This window comes from Phenylobacterium sp. (assembly GCF_041913825.1).
In the GTDB taxonomy this organism is placed as follows: Bacteria; Pseudomonadota; Alphaproteobacteria; order Caulobacterales; family Caulobacteraceae; genus Phenylobacterium.
In genome coordinates this window covers 35,092-54,610 of the sequence record NZ_JAYSEO010000023.1, presented here as the reverse complement: position 1 = coordinate 54,610, position 19,519 = coordinate 35,092, and the positions used below count along the sequence as shown (strand labels likewise).

The window sequence follows — 19,519 nt, the reverse complement described above, 5'->3', positions numbered from 1 at the left end:
TCCGCCGCGGCGCGCGACCTCAGCCGTGCAGCGCAGGAGGAACGTGGCCATGCACACGCCGGGAAGACCCCAGCCGGAGCGGGACGCCAGGGTGGTGATCGACTTCACCGAGCCGCCGCCGCCGAGGGCGCCGGCGCTGGGCTTCCGCCGCTTCGTCCTGCTGCCGGCGGCCCGGCTCCTGCTGCGCGATGGCCGGCCGGTGGAGATCGGCAGCCGGGCCTTCGACCTGCTGCACGTGCTGCTGCGCGCCCGCGGCCGGATCGTCGAGCGGGCGGACCTCATGCGCCAGGTCTGGCCGACGACAACCGTGGAGGAGAGCAACCTGCGCTTCCAGGTGTCCCGCCTGCGCCGGGCGCTCGGCGACGACCGCGACCTGCTCAAGACGATCCCGGGCCGCGGCTACCTGCTGGCCGCGGATGCGCCGACCGACCCACCGCCCCCGGAGCCCGGAACCCGCGACCGGGACGAGCAGGACCTCCGGGCGCTGCTCCGGCTCGTGCTCTGCGAGCTGCGCGCCGGTTCGCCGCGCGACCCGGCCCCCGCACCCGACGCGTGACCGTCAGGGGTGCGGCCCGGCGGGCGGTGTCGTCGGGGCGCGAAGCGCGTCGGCGAAGGCGGCGGCCAGGATCCCGGCCGGGGCGGCGACGAGACCGATGCTGCTGACCGCGGTGAGTCCGGCGACCAGCCGGCCGCCGGCGGTGACCGGATAGACGTCGCCGTAGCCGATGGTGGTCAGGGTGACGACGCCCCACCAGAGCGCCCGCGGGATGCTGCCGAACGCCTCGGGCTGCGCCGCGCCCTCGAGGAGGTGCAGCAGGGTGGAGGACAGCACCAGGATCACCGCCCCGAGCGCCAGGGTGACGGACAGCTCGTGCCGGCGCGACAGCACCGTCCGGACCACCAGCTCCAGGGCGACCGACGCCGGCCCGAGGTTGGCCAGTCGCAGGATGCGCAGCAGGCGGAGCAGGCGGAGGACGAAGGACGGCGCGCCGGCCAGCATCAGCAGGGCGGGCAGCAGGGCGAGGAGGTCCGCCAGGGCCGGGGGCGAGGCGAGCCAGCGGAGGCGGGCGCGCCACGGCGGCGCGCCCGGGGCGCGCTCCGGCGCGGTCCAGAGGCGCGCCAGGAACTCCAGGAAGAACAGGCCTGCGAAGAGGAGCTCCGCGGCGCGGAAGAGCGGCTCCCGGCCTCGGGTCAGCCCGGGCTCGGTCTCGGCGATGGCGACGGCGACCGCGGTATGGCTCCCCCCGCCGCGGCCGCGGTGCCGGGCCGAGAGCGCCCCGGGGCGGGGGGGGGGCGGCCCCCCCGCCCCCCCCCCCCGGCCCGCCCCCCGCCCCCCCCCGCGGCCGCCGTGCGGTCGGGGGCGAGAGCGCTTGGCCAACGGAGCGGCCTCGACGCCCTCAGGGCTGTCCGCCCGGGAGCGCGGCGGCCCGGGGCGCCACCTGCAGCTGCAGCAGCGCGCGCGCACAGGCGATCTCGAGGGCGAACAGCGCCATGGCGGACAGCAACGCCAGCAGGCCGGCGGCGCCGGCCGCGGGCACCAGCCAGACCGGGACCAGGCGGAGCTCCTGCGCGGCGGCCACCGCCCCGGCCAGGCCGAGCAGGGTGGCGGCGCCGAAGCCCGCCAGCGCCGCGTACAACAGGTCGAGGCCGCGCAGGAGCAGCCGCAGGCGGCGCTCGGCGAGGCGCAGCGCCCGCTCGGGGGCGGCGTAGAGGTCGGCCAGCAGCCGGTCGCCGGCGGCCAGCGAGGCCCTGAACTCGCGCCACTGCGGGATGGCCAGGTGGTAGCGCAGGGTGGCGCTGTTCAGCAGGGTGGCGCAGGCGTTGGTGAGGATCGCCGGCCCGGCGATGTAGGTCAGCGGCAGGAAGGGATTGTCGCTCACGGCAGGGCTCCTGGCGCGGGGCGGGGATGCCTGGGCCCGGCTCCGGGGGGTGTCGGGAGTCGGGCCCAGGCTGCGGGCAGGGCTGGGGAGGCTGCCCGACCGCGGCTCAGATCTGGTTGTCCCAGGCCTTGAGCTGGTGGTCCTTCAGCATGTCCTCGATCGCCTTCGGCACGACGTTGCGGAACTTGCCGGTGTCGGCCGGGACGATGTCGATCATCCGCTCGATCATCTCCTGCGGGTCCATGCGGCCCTCCGGGGTGGCGAAGAAGTCGTCGAAGCCCTTCCGCAGGTCGGCCCGCTTGGTGAAGTTCTTCGCGTCGTCGAGCCAGCGGAACGGGTTGTCGGCCATGGTCTCGTTGTAGCCGGTGTAGTAGGCGCCGGGATTGATCGTCTGGACCTTGATCCCGTAGGCGGCGAGCTCCTGCTGCATGGCCTCGGCGAAGGCCTCGAGGGCATGTTTGGTGGAGACGTAGGTCCCCCAGTTCGCCGGCGTGAACAGGCCGCCCATGGAGGAGGTGAAGACCACCTTCTTGCCCTGGCTGCGGCCCTCCCGGACCCAGCGCTGCACCACGCCCTGGGTGAGGGTCAGCGGCAGGAAGACGTTGACCTCGTAGTTCCTGCGCACGAGGTCGACGGGGATCTCCCAGACCGGACCGGCCTCGCCCATGCCGGCGTTGTTCCACAGGACGTCGATGTCCCAGCCGATCGCCTGGCGGATGTCGTAGGGGTCGGTGAGGTCGAGCCGGGCCACCCGGACGCGGTCCTGGAGGCCCAGCGCGGCCACCTCCTCGCGCAGCGGCGTCACCTGGGAGGAGACGTGCGCGGTGGCGATGATGTCGTGGCCGTTGCGGGCCATGCCGAGCGCGGCGGCCTTGCCGAAGCCGGAGCCGGCGCCGGTGATGAGGATGGTCTTCTGGGTCATGGCTGTCCTTGCAGCTGGCGGGGGTGAGCGGTTGTCAGCGGGGCAGGGCGGCGGCGGCGGCCCGGGCGATCTCGAGGTCCTGGTCGACGGCGCCGCCGGAGACGCCCACGGCGCCGATCAGGCCGCCGGCCGCGTCTGTCAGGGCGACGCCGCCGCCGAACGGGGCCAGGCCGCCGTTGCTGAGCTCGAGGGCATGGGCGGGCGCGCCAGGCCGGCAGTAGTCCCAGACCGCCTCGCTGTCGCAGGCGAACAGGACCGCGGTCTTCGCCTTGCGCAGGGCCAGGTCGATGGACCCCAGCACCGCGCCGTCCATCCGGTCGAAGGCCTTGAGGTGGCCGCCGGCGTCGAGCACCGCGACGTTCACCGCCACCCCGAGCGCGGCGGCGCGGTCCTGCGCCGCCGCGATGATCCCGTGGGCGCCGTCCGAGGTGAGTTGCATGGGGTCGGTCTCCGTGCCTGTCCGAGGGCCATCATCGCGGTCCGCCGGGCCGGGCGCGCGTGGACCGATGACAGCCGCCGTGAGGCCGCGTGAGCGCCAGGGGGGCTGCAGGGGCGGACAACGCAGAAAGGGCGCGCTTGCGCGCGCCCTGGGCCCAGCGGCGAGGCGGATGTCAGGGGGAGACGCGCCGCCAGAGATCGTTGAAGGCCAGGCTGTCGTAGAAGGCGTGGGCCCGCGCCACCCGGCCGTCGCGCATCTCCCAGAACCAGGCGTAGGTGTTGACATAGGGCTGGCCGTCGCGGGCCACGCCCTGGGCGTCGAAGAAGATGATCACCCGGTCTCCGTCGGTGGTGAGCTGTCGGATGGTCGGCCTCAGCGGCTCGCGCATGCGGGCGTTGAAGGGGCGGATGACGTCGCGCATGAAGGCTTCGCGGCTCGGATAGGTGCGGGAGGCGTCGGAGCGGCCCACGATCGTCCAGACCACCGCGTCGTCCAGCAGGTCATAGGGTCCGCCGGTCCCGGCGGACCAGCTGGCGAAGGCGGCTTCGACCAGGGCCCGGTTGCGGGCTTCCGGCGTCCCGGCGGCGGTCGGCGTCATCTGGGGGGCTCCTTGGGATTGCGCCTGAGCCTCGGGGGCCGCGACGGCGGCGCCTGCCAGGACGGCGGCGCCGAAGAGGCTGATCAGCTGCTCGGACGTCATGGGTGTGCTCCGGCGTGAGGGGATGGCACGCAGCCTAGTCTGCGGCGCCCGCCGCGGGCTGTTCGCTCCAGTGAGCCGGCGTGAGCTGATGCGAGCGGGCCGCGGCGCGCCGGGGCGGCGCCCGGATCCGCCGCTCCCCCTTAGAGCAGCGTCAGGTCCGCCACCTGCCAGGCGGGCGAGCCGGAGCGCAGCGTCGCGGCCAGGAAGTCGAGCGTCGCCCGCACCCCGGGCAGGAGCCCGCGCCGGGAGGTGAACACCAGGTGCAGGATGCCCTGCGGCGCCTCCCAGTCAGGCAGGACCCGGACCAGCCGGCCGCTCTCCAGGAATTCGCGGGCGGCGTATTCCGGCAGCAGGCCGACGCCGACCCCGCCCAGAACGGCTTCGCGGAGCAGCGGGAAAGCGCTGGCGGTCAGCCGCGGCTCGTGCGCCGCCTCGACGGTCTCGCCGTCGCGGTTGGTCAGCCGCCACCGGTCGGGGCCCGGGGCCTCGCCCAGCGACACCGTCGGGAAGGTGGCGAGGTCCGCCGGCGAGGCCGGGGTCCCCCGCGCCGCCAGCAGCTCGGGGCTCGCCGCCAGCACCAGGCTGGTGCGCTCGATCAGCTTCACCTGCAGGTCGGCGTCGGTGTCCAGCTGCTGGCGGACCCTGACGGCGATGTCGACGCCCTCCTCGATGAGGTCGACCCGGCGGTTGCTGACCAGGAACTGCAGCTTCAGCTTCGGATGCGCCGCCATGAAGTGGGGCAGGCATCCCGACACCAGCCGGTCCACCCCGGGCGGGCAGCTGATGCGCACCAGGCCCTGCGGCTCGGCCCGCATCCGCGAGATCACCGCGTCGATCGCCTCGGCCTCCAGCAGCGCGGCGCGGGCGTGGCGATAGACGTCCTGGCCCACGTCGGTGACCTTGAAGCGGCGCGTCGACCTTTCCACCAGGCGCACGCCCAGCTGGTCCTCCAGCGCCGCGACCCGCCGGCTGACCCGCGACTTGGGGACGCCCAGGGCGCGCGACGCGGCCGAGAAGCCGCCGTTCGCCACCACCGCCGCGAAGAAGCTCAGGTCGTTCAGGTCCGGCATCCAGCGTCCTGTTTCTGCAACGTAGTGTCCCGAAGCCGCCGACTACTGCCCCGCTCGTTGCAGCAGCAAATAGGCCGTGCCCCATCCCACTGGAAGGACACGCCCCTCATGAAGCTGCTCCATGTCGACGCCGGCATCACCGGACCCGCCTCGGCCAGCCGCCAGATCTCCGCCGCCGCGGTGGCGGCCCTGACCGCCGCCGATCCCTCCCTGGAGATCGTCCGCCGCGACCTCGAGGCCAAGCCCGTCGGGCACCTGGACGGCGCCGGCCTCGCCGGCCTCGCCGACAACCCCGTGCTGCGGGAGTTCCTCGAGGCGGACGTCTTGGTGATCGGCGCGCCCATGTACAATTTCGCCATGGCCAGCCAGCTGAAGGCCTGGTTCGACCACATCCTGGTGAGCGGGCGGACGTTCCGATACGGCCCGGACGGCCCCGAGGGCCTGGCGGGCGGCAAGAGGGTGGTGGTCGCCTCCGCGCGCGGCGGCGTCTACGCGCCAGGCTCGCCGGCCGCCGCCCTGGACTTCCAGGAGCCGCACCTCCTGCAGCTGCTGAGCTTCATCGGCATCGAGGACATCACGGTCATCCGCGCCGAGGGCCTGGCGCTCGGGCCCGAGGCGCGCGAAGCCGCGCTCGCCCAGGCGCTGGCCGAGGCCGCCCGTCTTCGCGCTTCGCGAGGACGGCTGGTGGCGTAGGGGCGGCCGGGGGGCGGCTGGCCGTCGGGCCGCTGACGCTGCGGCGCTGATGTTCCCGACCCTCAGAGCGCTCCGCCGGCCGCACTTGGCGGCGCGGGGCACGTGCGGACCGACGGCGAACGACCCGAGCATGAGTCGCGCAACTAGCCTCATGCATCCAGGCGCCGGCCTCTCCCTCGCAGCAACAGGCACGCACCCACCCGTGGCGGATCCCCGATCGAGCGCGGCGCGGAATGTGCGTTTGCAGCGCCAGAGCGACGGTCAGCTTGCCACCTCTAGCTGACATTCGAAGGTACGCCTCACGGTGGAGCCGGACGTTGGCGTCAGTGCGCGAGGCCGAAATTCGGAGCAGGTCCGCGGCGCGCCTTCAGCTGCCGCGACGAACGTCGGCTATGGGTGGTCAGCGCAGGCCCCCTAACATAGCTTTTGGAGGAGCGGAGGGCCCGGTGGCTGAAGCTTGGTTCCGCTGGCGGAAGCCAGACGAAGGTGAGGGCTACTCTATCGCCGGCTCGGTAGCGCCCGCCCTGATCGGACGGGGCTCTCTGGCCTCCTTCCTCATCGGGGCTCCTTTTCAGCTTCTGCATCGCAGTTCTGATCGCCACGATCCGCGCCCATAGCGACTGGCGTGGATGAGTCGACCGAAGGCCCTCAAGGGTCGTCAGGCCAATGTTCGCGGTGGGTCGGAAGCGGCCGTTGCTTCGGCTCGACGAGAAGGCCTCGGAACGCCCTCTGCATGGGGCTTCGATGCGGCGGCGAAGCCGCCGTCGTCGGCAGCATGACGGAACGTTAGCTCGGCAGCACGCGCTTGGTGAGGATGCTCAGATCCGTCATGAACCCCCGGGTCTTCTGGGGCTCGAGCGCCGCCGTGGTGGCGTTGCTCGGGGCGGCTGTCGCCGCGCCAGACGCCTCGCAGGCGGCCTTCCAAGCGGCGCAGACGTGGGTCATCGACACGTTCGGATGGTTCTATGTCGTGGTGGTGGCCGGGTTCGTCCTGGCGGTGCTAGCCCTGGCGCTCGGTCCCGCCGGACGTCTCCGACTGGGGGCTGACGACGCCGAGCCGGATTTCCCCTACGCCTCCTGGCTGGCGATGCTCTTCGCCTCCGGCATGGGCATCGGTTTGATGTACTTCGCGGTCGCCGAGCCCATCCAGCACTATGCCGCGCCGCCTGAAGCCGAGGCGGGCACTTTCGCCGCGGCGCGTGAGGCGATGGTGATCACCTTCGTGCACTGGGGCGTCCATGCCTGGGCCATCTACGCGGTGGTGGGGCTGAGCCTGGCCTTCTTCGCCCACAGGAAGGGATTGCCGCTGACGCTCCGGTCCGGGTTGCACCCGCTCCTCGGCAAGAGGATCCACGGCCCTATCGGCGACGCGGTCGATATCTTCGCCATCTGGGGCACGCTGTTTGGGATCGCCACGTCCCTCGGGCTGGGCGTCGGCCAGATCAGCAGCGGCATATCCTACCTGACGGGCGCGCCCTCCAATCTCCCGTTCGGACTGGGCCTGGTTGTGTTGGTGATGGGCGCCGCCACAGTATCGGTCCTGACCGGGCTCGATCGAGGGGTGCGGAGGCTTTCGGAGCTGAACCTGGCGATCGCGATCTGCTTGATGCTGTTCGTGCTGGCGGTGGGCCCGACCGGCTTCCTGGTGAAGGCCCTCGTCCAGAACTTCGGGCTCTACCTCGATCACTTCTTCATCCGGACCTTCAATCTTTATGCCTACGAGCCGCGCGGCTGGATGGCGAATTGGACGCTCTTCTACTGGGCCTGGTGGATCGCCTGGTCCCCCTTCGTTGGCATGTTCATCGCCCGCATCTCGCGCGGCCGCACGGTGCGGGAATTCGTCATTGGCGTATTGCTCGTGCCGACCGGCTTCACCTTCCTCTGGATGACGGTCTTCGGAAACACAGCCATCGTGCTGGACATGGGAGGCGCGGCCGGCGCGATTTCGCGGGCCGTCGAGGGGGATCTCTCCACCTCCCTGTTCCACTTCTTCGAACATCTGCCCGGCTCGGCCGTCACCTCGGCCCTGGCCGTCGTTCTGGTCGCGGTGTTCTTCGTCACGTCCGCAGATTCCGGGTCCCTGGTGATCGATACGATCGCCTCGGGCGGCGCGGAAGAGACGCCGCGCTGGCAGCGGGTCTACTGGTGCGGCCTGGAAGGCGCAGCCGCGGCAGTGCTGCTTCTCGCCGGCGGGCTGGGAGCGCTTCAGGCCGCCACGCTCGTCGCAGCGCTGCCGTTCGCCGTGATCATGATCTTGCTGTTGGTCGGCCTCATCCGACAGATGAATGCTGATCTGGCCGGCGTGCCGGTGGAGACGCAGAGTGCGCCTCTCGCCGAGCGTCTCAAGCGAATTCTGGCGCCGCCGCGCCGCTCGGATATCGAGCAGCAGATCCAAACAGATGGCGTCCAGGCCCTCGAAAGGGTCCGCGAGGCTCTTGCTGGCGACCAGGGCCTGCGCGCCGAAACCAGCCTCGCCCTGTCCGGTGCGCAACTCAGCGTCTGGTTCGCCGACGGTGCGACGTTCGAGTACAGCCTGGCGGCGGTGGCTCGACCGCGCCCAGCCTATACTCCGCTGGAAGCGCCTGAGGGGCGGCGCGGTCAGGAATGGCGTCTCGTTGCGCGCGTGCCAGGCGTCGGCCGCGATCGCGGCCGTGATGTCACCGGATTCACGCGCAACCAATTGATCGCCGACGTGCTGGACCAGCTCGAACAATGGCGGCGCCGATGACGGTGAGGCCGAGAGGCTAAGGTCTTGTCGGCTTGCCGCCGGCTTCCGCAGCCGACACCCGTTCGCACTTCGACCGCGGGCGGAGACGTCGGGCTCGGAGGTCCGGGTCCGGTCGTCGCCGAACCTCCAAGGCGATGTCACACCGGACCGGCTCAGCAGGGCAGGCTTTGGGTGTGGACGATGCCGGGTAGGCGCAGACGCAGCAGCAACCTTGATCCCAGGCGCCGCCGGACGTCTTCCGTGAGGCCCGCGCCGGCCAGGTAGCAGGCGAGGGCGGAGTTCGAGTTGCGGCGCAGGAGCCTGTAGGCCAGATGGCTCTCATCCAGGCGCCGGGTGAAGGCGCCGAGGCCCTCCGCGATCTTCGCGGTCTCCTCCGGGTCACGAGTCAGCAGCACAAGGTCATGCAGCGGCTCGCCCGGCGTGGGGAAGTCGTAGGCGCCCGGGCGGTAGGTCTCGACGACCCCGTGGAGGGTGTTCTCGTCACCGCTCCGGTGAAACGCTCCCCGCAGGCTGGCTGTGGCCTCGTAGGCCTCGGGCCATCGGTCCCCCTGCCGGTGGGGCACCACCAGAAGGTAGCCGTGGCGCGGGAAGATCAGATAGTGCGTGAGCAGAGGGCCGGGCCAGCGGTCGGGACCGATGGGGCCGGCCGCGAGATAGACCCCGGGCGGAACCGTGCGGCCATCGATCGCGCCGAAACGCGCCAGGATGTGTCGCACGAGAATGACGTCGAGCAGGGCCGGCTCCCCCGCCTCAAGATCAGCGGCCAGGTGGCTACGGATCGCGTCGGCGCCGGCCTCCGGCCTGAGGTCCTCGCCGTAGGTCGTCGCGAAAGCCGCCTGGATGGTGACGCGGTTTTCGGAGAGTTGATGCGCCACTGCGATGCGTCTCCAGTCGCTCGCCAGCCGAGCCGCGCCCTCGCCTGGCCCGAAGAGGGCCAGCATGAGGGTGGCGTTCGCCAGCACCACCAGCCCGCCCACGGCCGCGAGGCCGCGGAGCGCCGCACCCGCGAGGCGTGTGGGGCGCGGCATCGGTGTCAGTTCCGGGAGCGGCGGCGGAACAGCAGCTTGTTGATCCGCCGCTCATCCACATCGATCGCGTCGACGTCGAAGTCGCCCACATGCAGGACTTCGCCCTTCTCCGGAATGCGCCCAGCGGCGGCGAGGACCAGTCCGGCCGCCGTGTGGAAGCCGCCAGCTTTCAAGTCGTCGACCCCGAGAGCCTCTCCCAGTTCCACCAGATCCACCCGGCCATCGACGAGGAAGGAGCCGTCCTCGTGTGGCCGCACCATGGCCGCGGGACCGTCGTGCGCCTCCGGCAGGTCCCCAGCGATCATCTCCAGGAGGTCGGTGGGAGACATGACACCCTGGAGCACGCCGAACTCGTCGACCACGAGCGCCAGGTGGACCTCGGATGTCCGGAACTGCTCCAGCGCCTGCAGCAGCGACGCGGTCTCCGGGATGTATAACGGGGCCCGCGCGAGGCCGGAGAGATCCAGCGGCCTGCTGCAGAGCAGGGCGTCGGCGATGTCGCGCTTGTGCACGACGCCCAGCGGGCCGTCGAGGTTCTCGCCGCGTGCGAGAATGAAGCGGGAATAGGGGCAGGTGCGGATCTCTTCGCGCCAGCGCTCCTCGGGATGGTCCAGAGAGACCCAGTAGACCTCGGTGCGCGGTGTCATGGCCACACGGACGGCGCGGTCGCCCAGCCGCATGATCTCATGCATCATGGCCTCTTCCTGGGGCTCGATAAGACCGGCGCCGGCGCCTTCCGCCAGTACGGCCTCGACTTCTTCCTGAGTGACTTTGGTGCCGTCGCTGTCGCGGACCCGCAGCAGCGTCAGCACGGCGGCCGTCGAAATGGTGAGCAGGGTGACGAACGGCCCCATGAGCCGCGCGAGGAGCGACAGCGGCCGCGCCACGAGGCTGGCGATGGCTTCGGGGTGTATCAGCGCCAGTCGTTTGGGAACGAGCTCGCCGAGGATCAGGGAAAGGTAGGTCAGCAGGACCACGACCACGACGGTCGCGATCTCCTCCGAGTAGGGTCCGAGGCCGGGCGCGCCCTCGAGCAGCAGGTCCAGTTCGCTCGCAATGGTCGCCTGGCCAAAGGCGCCGGCGAAGATGCCGATCAGGGTGATGCCCACCTGAACGGCCGACAGGAACCGTGTGGGGTCTTCGGAGAGCTTCAGAGCCGCCCGGGCTCCGCCGTCCCCCTGCTGGGCGCGCGACTGCAGCCTCGACTTGCGAGAGGAGACCACGGCCAGCTCGGACATGGCGAAAAGGCCGTTCAGCAGCACCAGGAGGAGCACGACGGCAGCGGCGAGCAGGAGCATTGTTTCGACTTCTGGCGAGGTCTCGCGGACCTTCGAATGTGAGCGGATGTTCTGGCGCGGACGGCGCTGGGGTTCACCGCACAGCTGTGTGAGGCGCAGGATGGGCCCAGAGCCGCCGCGCGCCCACGCCACCATGCGGCGAGCGCTGGCCTGTGGGTTCCGCATCCCGGGCGCGTTCGTGGGCGCGCCCGCCTCTCGGCCGAGCCGAGCCTGGCTGTGAGGGCGGCCGAGATCCCTGGCTTCCGCCCTTCGCGAACGTGCTCGGCGGGCTGGCGATGATCACTGGGTCGTTCGCCCCCGGAGCGCGGGCGACCATCGCGCGGCGGTGTTTCGATCGACGTGCGCAGCAGGTTATGCGCAGTCGAGCGGATGCAGCCAGGAAGATCTTCCGCAGTCCGAATGGGCCGCCTGCGGTTGATGATGAATACTGCAGGCGCTTTTGGGCAGTCCGTCAAAGCTTAGCCATGCTGCGGGGTGGATTGTGGGTTCGGTCTCACAGTCTTGTGAGACGGTTCTGCGGCGTCCGCTCCCTGATGTCCGGCAGATTCGATGTACGGGATGTTGTCGCTGGAGGGTGGTAACGTTCTGTTTCCTGAGGGGCAAAGTTGAAACGTATCCTGGTGTCGGGGCTCGCCGCGGCGACCCTTGGTCTGACCGCATCGGCTCAGGACGGCGTGGCCTCGTTCGGGGTGGCGTCGAGCGCCCAGCCGACCCCGGTCGGCTTGCGCAGCCCGACCTCGCAGCCCGCAGTCCTCGGCGCGGCGCTGAGGGCCGCCCATCGCGGCGACGTCGCCGCAGCGCGCGCCCGGCAGTCAAGTCTGCACGATCCGGTGGAGATCGCCCTGGTCGACTGGGCCCTGTCGACCGTCGCGGCGCGGCGTCTCTCGCTTGCTGAACTGGAGGCGGCGGAGCGGCGCCTGCGCGGCTGGCCGGGCGAGGACGCCCGTGTCCGGACGCTCGCCGCGCGACGTGGCGAGGCCGGCGCGACGCCGGCGGAGGGGCGGCGCGCCCCGGCCGGCGACTACCGCCAGCGGCGGCTCCGCATGAGCGCCGCGCTGCAGCGAGGGGACGCGCGCGCCGCGTACGTCGCGGTCGTCGGCCACGTGCAGCGGCCCGGTTCGGTCGCCTACGCCGAACTCGAGTCGTTCGCCGGCTGGCTTGCATTGACCAGGCTCGGAGACCCTGCGGCCGCCGAGCGCCACTTCGCCCGCCTGGACGCCGCGGTCCGAAGTCCGGTCAGCAAGGCGCGCGCCGCCTACTGGCGCGGCCGGGCCGCCGAAGCCGCCGGGGATCCGATCGGCGCCTTGCAGTTCTACGCCCGAGGCGCCGCGTACAAGACCACCTTCTACGGCCAGCTGGCGGCCGAGAAGGCCGGGGTCGAGGCGCTTGTCCTTCCGGCCGACCCGAAGCCGGACGGGGCGGCGCGCGCCGCCTTCCGCTCTTCCGAGCTCACCCGCGCCCTGCATAGACTCTCGGCGGCGGGAGAGCGTGGCCTTCTGAAGCAGTTCGCACTCCAGCTCGGCGACCGCGCCGCCAGCGCCGCCGAGCTCGCCCTGCTGGTCGATGAACTCCGGCGGCTGGGGGAGCAGGAGACGGCGCTGCTGGCCTATCGTCGGGGCGCCCGACATGGCCACGTGCTGTTCGAGCGCGGCTATCCGATCGTGAGCCTGCCGTCGGTGGCTGGCGGTGCGGACCCGGCCCTGGTTCTGGCGGTCACCCGCCAGGAAAGCCAGTTCGATCCGCGGGTGAGGTCCGGCGCTGATGCGCGGGGCATGATGCAGCTGCTCCCCGGCACCGGGCGGCAGGTGGCCGGGCGGCTCGGCATGGCCTGGAGCGATGCGCTGCTCTGGGACGCGACAGCCAACATGCGGCTCGGGTCGCGGTACCTGGGCGATCTGTCGGCCCGGTTCGGGGGCAGCTATGTCCTGGCGGTCGCGGGCTACAACGCCGGGCCCGGCCGGCCGGGGAACTGGGTGAGCTACTGCGGCGACCCGCGCGCACCCGGGATCGATCCGGTCGACTTTATCGAATGCATCCCTTTCGGCGAGACGCGGGACTACGTGATGAACGTCCTGGCCAACTATCAGGTCTACCGCGCGCGGCTCGCCGGCGGGCGCGCCGAGCTGCGCGCGGAGCAGGCCCTCCGCGCGCCCGGGGGAGAACGCCAGGAGACGGACTAAGCCCCAACGCCCCGCCTGGGGGGGCTCGACCACCGACCTGTGGCCACGCGCGGCCACGGCGGCCGGGCTGGCGGCGGCGCTCGCCGCCGCGCAGCGGCGCGGCCTGACCGCGAGAGCTTGTCCACCACTGGGCGGCGCCTCGCGGCAAGCCAATCGGATGGCGTCGGAACCGGGCCCGCTGAGCGGCTCTGCCGGAGGCGTGATCGAGCAGCACAGAACCTCGGCGGTGCGGGGCTGTTCCTGGCGCATGGCCGCGCGGCGTGCGGCGGTCCCGCCGCCTGGCGCCAAAGCCAGGCCGAGCTCCCGCCGCGACCCGGAGCGCGGCGGCGATGGGGCGCTGGGCCCCACATTCGAAGGAGACGGCAGATGATGATGGAAGAGCGCGAGAACCCTGTCCGTGAAGCGCAGGACGTGCGGCCGGAAGGACCTGACCACCCGCTGATCCCGGCGGGCCGGGTCAACGGTACGGAGGTCTACAGTCCTTCGGGAGAGAAGCTGGGCAAGATCGAGGACGTGGCGCTGGAGAAGGTGTCCGGCGAGGTCGCCTACGCCATCGTCAGCTTCGGCGGCTTCCTCGGCCTGGGCTCCGAGCATCATCCTGTCCCTTGGCGCATGCTGCGCTACGACCTGGGGCTGCGGGGCTATGTGATCCCCTGCGAGAAGGAGCAGCTCAAGGCGGCTCCGGGCATCGACCGCGACGCGCTGAGCGGATGGGACGACGCCATCGAGCGCGAGGGAATCTACAACTTCTACGGTCCCTACGGCGCGCGGCCGTACTGGATGCCCTGACCACCGCGGGCCTCGGAGGCGTGCGTTGCCCGGCCGGAGCCGCGCCGCTAGGCTCGGCCATGGCCGTGGGCCACGCAACGGAGCCGCCGCCGCCGATGACCTACCGCCTGTATGGAACCCCAGGCTCGCTCTACACCGGCAAGGCTCGGTCCTATCTCGTCAAGCAGCGGATTCCGTTCGAGAACCGCGCGGCCGGCGAGGCGCGGTTCCGTGCCGAGATCGTGCCGCGCATCCAGCGCTGGATCATCCCGGTGCTGGAGACGCCCGACGGCGAGCTGGTCCAGGACGGCTCGGAGATCATCGCCTGGTTCGAGGCGCGAGGCGGCGTTCCGCTCCCGGCCAGCCCGCCCACGCCGCTGCACAGGCTCGTGGGCCAGATCTTCGAGCTGTTCGGCGGCGAAGGGCTGCTGCGCCCCGCCATGCACTACCGGTGGAACTTCGACGCCATCAACGGGCCCTTCCTTCGCCGGGACTTCCCGGCGGCCCTGGCGCCCACCGGCGCGGGCGCGGCGGAGCAGGCGGCGGCGTTCGAGATGGCCAGCGGCCGCATGCGCCGGGCCATGGCGGGATTCGGCGTCTCCCCGGACACGATCCCGCCCATCGAGGCCGCCTACGCGGAGTTCCTCGCCCTCTTCGAGGACCACCTGGCGGGGTCGCCCTACCTATTGGGCGGGCGCCCGACCATCGGCGACTATGGGCTGGTGGCGCCGCTGTACGCGCATCTTGGACGGGATCCGTATCCGGCGCAGCTCATGAAGGCCACGGCCTTCCGCGTGTGGCGCTGGGTCGAGCGGATGAACGCTGCGGACCAGGACGCGGGCGAATACGGTGCGCCCCCAGCGGAGCTGTTCCCCGAGGACGGCGTCCCCGAGACGCTCCGGCGTCTGCTGCGGTTCGTGGCCGAGGACTATCTTCCCGAGGTGCGGGCCTTCGTCGGCTTCACCAACGCGTGGCTGGCGGAGCGGCCCGGGATGGCGCCCGGAACGACCGGTCTGCCGCGGCCGCAGGACCGGGTGATCGGCCAGACGTCCTTCACCTGGCGCGGACTGCGGATGCAGGTGAACGTGCTCCCCTACAGACTCTACCTCCTCCAGAAGGTGCAGGACGCATTCGACGCGGCGCAGCCCCACGCGCGCGACGCGATAACGGTCCTGCTGGCAGAGACCGGGCTCTCGGAGCTGCTGACTCTGCGGACGACACGGCGCATCGAGCGACGGGGGCATCTCGAGGTCTGGGGCGAGGCGGCCTAGCCGCCGAAGACTGACCGCGCCGGCGCGATCGGGGGCGCCGGCACGGTTCACGAGCGTGGCTGGCGCGGGCCAATGCATGCGGAACGGCGGGAGCGCATGCGCGCTAGCTGAGGGCCCCGGACGTCGCGGTGCTCGTCGCCCGCTAGGGGAGGGAGGCCATGCTGAACGACATCGGTCTTTCGCCCTTCGACGCCGCCGCGGTGCTCATCGTCGTGTCGGCGGCGCTCGGCTGGGCCAACCACCGCTTCCTGCGGCTGCCGCCGACCGTCGGGCTTACGGTGATGGGCGCGCTCGCTTCGGTGGCGGTGGTGGTCACTGACCGGCTGCTGCCGGCCAGCCGCCTCGCCGAAACCTTCCGCGAGTTCCTCGCCGGCATCGACTTCCATCGCACGCTGATGGAAGGAATGCTGTCGTTCCTTCTGTTCGCCGGCGCGCTGCATGTCGACCTGCAGCAGTTGCGCCAGGGGCGCTGGCAGATCGCCTTCCTGAGCACGGTGGGTGTGGTGGCCTCCACCGCCATCGTCGGCGGCGGACTGTTCGGCCTGACACATCTGCTCGGCCTTGCAGTCCCGCTGGCCTGGTGCCTCGTGTTCGGAGCGCTGATCAGCCCCACCGACCCGGTGGCCGTGATGGGGGTGATGCGCACCGCCACGGTCCCGCCGCGGCTCGAGGCGACCATCGCCGGCGAGAGCCTGTTCAACGACGGAGTTGGGGTGGTGATCTTCTCGATCCTGCTGGCGGCGGCGCTCGGGGTCGACGGCGGCTTCTCGGTGATCCACGCGGCGGAGCTTTTCCTCGTGGAGGCGGTGGGCGGCGCGGTGCTCGGCCTGGCCGTCGGCTTCATCGCCTTCCGGGCGATGAAGGCGATCAATGACTATTCCACCGAGCTGCTGATCACCCTGGCCGCGGTGATGGGGGGCTATTCGCTGGCCGCGGGTCTGGGGATCAGCGGGCCAGTGGCCATGGCGGTGGCCGGCCTTCTGATCGGGAACCAGGGGGTCACCTACGCCATGAGCGAGATCACACGGGACCATCTGCTGAAGTTCTGGTCGCTGGTGGACGACGTGCTGAACGCCGTGCTGTTCCTGCTCATCGGTCTGGAAGGGGTGGTCATCGCCGAGCGGATCGGTCTGCTCGGGCTTGGCCTGCTCACCATCCCCCTGGTCCTCGGCGCCAGGGCGCTGTCGGTCGGCGTGCCCCTGCTGTTCTGGCGCAGGACCCTGCCTTTCCGGCTGACCTTCCGGGTGATGACCTGGGGCGGCCTGCGTGGCGGCATCTCCATCGCGCTCGCCCTGTCCCTGCCCCAGGGATCCGCCAAGGACGTCCTGCTCGCCGTCACCTATGTGGTGGTGCTGTTCTCGGTGGTCGGGCAGGGCGGGACCATCGGTCCCGCGCTCCGGCGCTGGAACAGTGGAGCCAGGCGGAGCGCGGACGCCGCGGGCTGACGCCTCAGGAAGCCGTCGGCGCGGCGGCGGCCGGAGCGGCGCCGGGCCGAAGGACCTGGTCCACCACGTGCAGCACGCCGTTCGAGGCCGCCACGTCGGCCTGACGGATGGTCGCCTCGCCGACGGCGAGCGTGTCGCTGGTCCCATCCAGGAGGATCGCCTGTCCGGACACGGCGGGGACCGGACCCTTGGCGCCCTTGATCTTCGCGGCGTCGATCCTGGCGTTGATCAGGTGGTGCAAAAGCAGGGACTGGAGCGCCGCCTTGTCGGCCATCAGCCGGTCCAGCTCGTTCGCCGGCAGGGCGGCGAACGCGGCGTCGGTAGGCGCGAACAGGGTGAGATTCGGTGTCGTCTTGAGCAGGCTGACGAGGTTCGTCGCCTCCAGGCCTTTCACCAGGGTGGTGAAACGTCCATCCGCCCGAAGCGTCTGAACGAGGTCGCCCTTGGCCACGACGGGACGTTCCTCGAGACTCGGCGTGGCCGTGGCCGTGGCCGTGGCCGTGGGCGGGGGCGTCGCCGTCGCCGGTGTCGCAGCGGGCGTCACGGCGGAGTTGGCCGCCTCCGGCTGCGCCGCCGCCAGGCCGGCGGCTGGTGTTTGGTCGGCGACGGCGACGGCCGCCAGGGCGGCGCCCAGGCTGAGGGCGATGGTCGTGGGTCTCATGAGCGCTCCGAAGCGTGTTTCCAGGGCGCCACCCTCGCGCCGGGCGCGAGGGTGGCTCCTGTGGTCTAGCTGCGCACAAAATAGATCGTAAGACGATCCATATGACATTGTCGTGAGATGAGCGGGAAGCGGCGCATCCGCGGGCGCAAATCGGGTAGGGGCGGGGCCATGCGAATGCGAAAGACGGCCGGCGACGGCGGAATTCGAGGCGCCTGGGCCCTGGCTTGCCTGGTGCTCCTGGCCGGCGCCGCCGCCTCGGCGCTCGCCGGTGCGGCGGCCGGGGCGCGGCTCCGGATCGCTGACGACGAACTCCGGGGCGGTGGCGCGCCGCCGCACCTGTTCATCAGCGGCCCGGCGGACGGCGGGCTTCCCGCAGGCGGCCCGGCGTGAAGCGCATTCCCGAACCCGGAGGCGCGCGAGCCGTTGAGCCGCTGCAGGTCCAGCCAAGGGAGGTGAATATGGCGGAAGACGGCAGGCCGGCGATCGCGAGTGGGCGCGGCGGGACGGACGGGCCGCCGGTCGCGAACCTCACCCTCTCTGAGGCGCTGCAGACCCTGGTGGACGCTGGCGAGCTCAGCGAGGGATCGCCGGACTACATGATCGCCCAGAAGGTGGTCCGTGAGGGCGAGGGCGCGCTGTCCGGCGAAGAGCGGGCCGTGTGGGACAGCAGGGTCCGCGGGCGTCTCGCCCCCGGTCCTGCGCGCTGAGTGAGCGGTCGGTATGGGGCGGCCCCTGACCTACCTGCTCGCCGCGGCGCTGGTCCTCCTTCTGGCGATCCTCGCCTACAGGTTCGCCATGGGCGTCCAGCGCGGCGACTTGCCGGCGGGCGACGCGCCGCCGGTGGCCGGCAGGTCGCCCTAGCCGGCGACCCGCGGCGGAGTCGGCGGGCTGACCGGCGCGGGCGTCGGATCGGGTGTCCCGCGGTCGCAGGCGGCGACCAGCGCCGTCACGAACAGGAGCGCTGTGGTGAGGCCGGCGCCCCGGGTGGGGCGGGCGGGAGGCGTGGCGCGGGAAGCAGGCATCTCGATCTCCGTCGAAGAGACGCAGCCTGTCAGGTGGCGTCGCGCAGGTTGTAGAGCAGCACCAGCCCCGCGGCGTAGACGGCGAGCACCATGGCGCTGTCGTAACCCATGCGCAGCACCGTCCGGTCGCGGCGTTCCACCAGGCCCACGATGTAGATCGAGCAGATCACGGCCCCGAGGCCGGCGGCGACGACGGAGAACGGTCCCAGCGTGCCCAGGACCGGACCGTCCCGGTAGAAGACGTCGACCAGCCCCAGCAGGGCGAGATTGAACAGGTTGCCGCCGAGGACATCGCCCATGGCCATCTGCGGCCGCTTCAGGCGCACCGCCCCGATCGCGCTGGACAGCTCGGGCAGGGAGGTGGCGCCGCCCAGGAACACGGCGCCGAAGAAATTCGCGCCGAGGCCGGTCTGTCCGGCGAGGCTTTCGCCCGAGCGGGTCAGCAGGTAGCCCCCGGCTAGGATCACCGCGCCGGCGGCGCCGAGCAGGAGGCTGAGCCTGCCCATCGAGCCGGGATCGTCCGGCTCGGGAGAGTCCTCCGGCGCAGCGGCGTGGGGCGACTCGGCCGGCCGCCAGCCGGCGCCGCGGCTCAGGCTTGCGGCCGACCACAGGCAGAGGCCGTAGACCGCGAGGATGAGGACCGCCCCGGCGCCCACGCCCGAACCGAACAGCTCGACCTCGCCGGCGGCGATCGTCATGGCGATGATCACCAGCAGGGCGATGTTCATGGCCGCGTAGGCGAGCACGTCCGGGCGCGGGACGATCGCGGTGAGGGCGCCGCGCCCGACCAGGATGTCCACCACGGCCAGGACGACAAGCTGCAAGGCGACGCCGCCGACGAGATTGTTGGCCGCCAGGTCGCCGGAGCCGCCCACAGCGGCGGTGATCGAGGTGGAGATCTCCGGCAACGAGGTGATGCCGCCCAGCAGCAGCAGGCCCACGAGCGCGCCGCTGAGGCCGGTGGCCCGGGCGAAGCGGTCCGCATAGCCCGCCAGCCTTGTGCCGGCCCGCCAGACCACCACGGCGGCGGTGAGGAAGATGGCGGCCGAGCTCCAGAGGCTGTCGCCGCCGTTCAGGAGCAAGTCCAGGACCGTCGCCATCTTGGAACCTAGTGGCCGACGAGGGCCGGCAGGCCCTGCCAGAGGATCGCCACGAGGGAGACGCCGGCGCCCAATCCGGCGATCGAGTTGATGAAGCGGTCCGCCTCGTCCTGGGGCGGCCGCCGGCGCAGGACGAGGGCCAGGAAGAGCGCGCAGGCGCCGGCGCAGAGCAGGGTCAACGCGCCGACGGCCAGCCGGGACGCTGGCGCGTCGGGGCGGCTCACCACGGCGGCGACGCTGGCGATGCCGTAGACGCCCATGAAGTGGACCGCCCAGATGAGCAGCGGGGCGAAGAGAAACAGCCATCGCCGCAT

General features: G+C 71.7%; 22 protein-coding genes. 10 read left to right on the top strand and 12 right to left on the bottom strand.

Features of this window, described 5'->3' with window-relative positions:
• Nucleotides 1-49 precede the first annotated feature (49 nt).
• Entirely contained in the window at nt 50-556 is a 507-nt protein-coding gene (locus ACE3Q8_RS18020; RefSeq protein ID WP_374471680.1) for a transcriptional regulator, read from the top strand.
• A 3-nt stretch (nt 557-559) separates the two neighbouring features.
• On the opposite strand, the gene ACE3Q8_RS18015 is transcribed toward ACE3Q8_RS18020, so the two are convergent.
• The 6 genes from ACE3Q8_RS18015 to ACE3Q8_RS17990 all read right to left on the bottom strand — a co-directional run bounded on the left by ACE3Q8_RS18015 (nt 560) and on the right by ACE3Q8_RS17990 (nt 5,011).
• The gene (locus tag ACE3Q8_RS18015) at nt 560-1,378 is read right to left on the bottom strand and encodes a potassium channel family protein (protein ID WP_374471679.1); all 819 of its coding nucleotides are present in this window, start codon (nt 1,376-1,378) and stop codon (nt 560-562) included.
• A gap of 19 nt (nt 1,379-1,397) precedes the next feature.
• Complete coding sequence (locus ACE3Q8_RS18010; RefSeq protein WP_374471678.1) at nt 1,398-1,880, bottom strand: DUF2721 domain-containing protein; 483 nt, start codon at nt 1,878-1,880, stop codon at nt 1,398-1,400.
• Nucleotides 1,881-1,986: 106 nt separating this feature from the next.
• Nucleotides 1,987-2,802: an SDR family oxidoreductase gene (locus ACE3Q8_RS18005; protein WP_374471677.1), complete on the bottom strand. Its 816-nt coding sequence runs from the start codon at nt 2,800-2,802 to the stop codon at nt 1,987-1,989.
• 34 nt (nt 2,803-2,836) lie between these two features.
• The gene (locus tag ACE3Q8_RS18000) at nt 2,837-3,241 is read right to left on the bottom strand and encodes a heme-binding protein (protein WP_374471676.1); all 405 of its coding nucleotides are present in this window, start codon (nt 3,239-3,241) and stop codon (nt 2,837-2,839) included.
• Nucleotides 3,242-3,413: 172 nt separating this feature from the next.
• A complete protein-coding gene (locus ACE3Q8_RS17995) occupies nt 3,414-3,941 on the bottom strand; it encodes a nuclear transport factor 2 family protein (protein ID WP_374471675.1) in 528 nt (175 codons plus the stop codon).
• A gap of 140 nt (nt 3,942-4,081) precedes the next feature.
• Complete coding sequence (locus ACE3Q8_RS17990) at nt 4,082-5,011, bottom strand: LysR family transcriptional regulator (RefSeq protein WP_374471674.1); 930 nt, start codon at nt 5,009-5,011, stop codon at nt 4,082-4,084.
• 108 nt (nt 5,012-5,119) lie between these two features.
• On the opposite strand from ACE3Q8_RS17990, the gene ACE3Q8_RS17985 reads away from it, so the two are divergent.
• On the top strand, nt 5,120-5,704 hold the full coding sequence (locus ACE3Q8_RS17985; protein WP_374471673.1) for an FMN-dependent NADH-azoreductase: 585 nt from the start codon (nt 5,120-5,122) through the stop codon (nt 5,702-5,704).
• Between the two features lie 829 nt (nt 5,705-6,533).
• A complete protein-coding gene (locus ACE3Q8_RS17980) occupies nt 6,534-8,432 on the top strand; it encodes a BCCT family transporter (RefSeq protein WP_374471672.1) in 1,899 nt (632 codons plus the stop codon).
• 152 nt (nt 8,433-8,584) lie between these two features.
• Here ACE3Q8_RS17980 and ACE3Q8_RS17975 read toward each other — a convergent pair whose 3' ends face one another.
• Both ACE3Q8_RS17975 and ACE3Q8_RS17970 read right to left on the bottom strand, forming a co-directional pair.
• The gene (locus tag ACE3Q8_RS17975; protein ID WP_374471671.1) at nt 8,585-9,460 is read right to left on the bottom strand and encodes a hypothetical protein; all 876 of its coding nucleotides are present in this window, start codon (nt 9,458-9,460) and stop codon (nt 8,585-8,587) included.
• Nucleotides 9,461-9,465: 5 nt separating this feature from the next.
• On the bottom strand, nt 9,466-10,758 hold the full coding sequence (locus ACE3Q8_RS17970) for a hemolysin family protein (RefSeq protein WP_374471670.1): 1,293 nt from the start codon (nt 10,756-10,758) through the stop codon (nt 9,466-9,468).
• 605 nt (nt 10,759-11,363) lie between these two features.
• On the opposite strand from ACE3Q8_RS17970, the gene ACE3Q8_RS17965 reads away from it, so the two are divergent.
• From ACE3Q8_RS17965 to ACE3Q8_RS17950, 4 genes are all read left to right on the top strand, one after another.
• The gene (locus ACE3Q8_RS17965) at nt 11,364-12,938 is read left to right on the top strand and encodes a transglycosylase SLT domain-containing protein (RefSeq protein ID WP_374471669.1); all 1,575 of its coding nucleotides are present in this window, start codon (nt 11,364-11,366) and stop codon (nt 12,936-12,938) included.
• A 366-nt stretch (nt 12,939-13,304) separates the two neighbouring features.
• The gene (locus tag ACE3Q8_RS17960; RefSeq protein WP_374471668.1) at nt 13,305-13,727 is read left to right on the top strand and encodes a PRC-barrel domain-containing protein; all 423 of its coding nucleotides are present in this window, start codon (nt 13,305-13,307) and stop codon (nt 13,725-13,727) included.
• A gap of 95 nt (nt 13,728-13,822) precedes the next feature.
• Nucleotides 13,823-14,977, top strand: a complete 1,155-nt coding sequence (locus ACE3Q8_RS17955; protein WP_374471667.1) for a glutathione S-transferase C-terminal domain-containing protein — start codon at nt 13,823-13,825, stop codon at nt 14,975-14,977.
• A gap of 158 nt (nt 14,978-15,135) precedes the next feature.
• A complete protein-coding gene (locus ACE3Q8_RS17950; protein WP_374471666.1) occupies nt 15,136-16,422 on the top strand; it encodes a cation:proton antiporter in 1,287 nt (428 codons plus the stop codon).
• A gap of 4 nt (nt 16,423-16,426) precedes the next feature.
• Here the strand turns inward: ACE3Q8_RS17950 and ACE3Q8_RS17945 are convergent, their stop codons facing one another.
• Nucleotides 16,427-17,083, bottom strand: a complete 657-nt coding sequence (locus tag ACE3Q8_RS17945; protein ID WP_374471665.1) for a fasciclin domain-containing protein — start codon at nt 17,081-17,083, stop codon at nt 16,427-16,429.
• 168 nt (nt 17,084-17,251) lie between these two features.
• On the opposite strand from ACE3Q8_RS17945, the gene ACE3Q8_RS17940 reads away from it, so the two are divergent.
• The 3 genes from ACE3Q8_RS17940 (at nt 17,252) to ACE3Q8_RS17930 (ending at nt 17,944) form a co-directional block, all read left to right on the top strand.
• On the top strand, nt 17,252-17,473 hold the full coding sequence (locus tag ACE3Q8_RS17940; protein WP_374471664.1) for a hypothetical protein: 222 nt from the start codon (nt 17,252-17,254) through the stop codon (nt 17,471-17,473).
• 68 nt (nt 17,474-17,541) lie between these two features.
• The gene (locus tag ACE3Q8_RS17935) at nt 17,542-17,790 is read left to right on the top strand and encodes a hypothetical protein (RefSeq protein WP_374471663.1); all 249 of its coding nucleotides are present in this window, start codon (nt 17,542-17,544) and stop codon (nt 17,788-17,790) included.
• A gap of 13 nt (nt 17,791-17,803) precedes the next feature.
• The gene (locus ACE3Q8_RS17930; RefSeq protein WP_374471662.1) at nt 17,804-17,944 is read left to right on the top strand and encodes a hypothetical protein; all 141 of its coding nucleotides are present in this window, start codon (nt 17,804-17,806) and stop codon (nt 17,942-17,944) included.
• Here the strand turns inward: ACE3Q8_RS17930 and ACE3Q8_RS17925 are convergent.
• The 3 genes from ACE3Q8_RS17925 to ACE3Q8_RS17915 are packed head-to-tail and all read right to left on the bottom strand — an operon-like array spanning nt 17,941 to nt 19,519.
• Nucleotides 17,941-18,105, bottom strand: a complete 165-nt coding sequence (locus ACE3Q8_RS17925) for a hypothetical protein (RefSeq protein WP_374471661.1) — start codon at nt 18,103-18,105, stop codon at nt 17,941-17,943. The genes ACE3Q8_RS17930 and ACE3Q8_RS17925 overlap by 4 nt on opposite strands.
• Nucleotides 18,106-18,134: 29 nt before the next feature.
• Nucleotides 18,135-19,205: a sodium:calcium antiporter gene (locus tag ACE3Q8_RS17920; protein ID WP_374471660.1), complete on the bottom strand. Its 1,071-nt coding sequence runs from the start codon at nt 19,203-19,205 to the stop codon at nt 18,135-18,137.
• An 8-nt stretch (nt 19,206-19,213) separates the two neighbouring features.
• Nucleotides 19,214-19,519, bottom strand: coding sequence for a hypothetical protein (locus ACE3Q8_RS17915; RefSeq protein ID WP_374471659.1), 306 nt, complete (start codon nt 19,517-19,519; stop codon nt 19,214-19,216).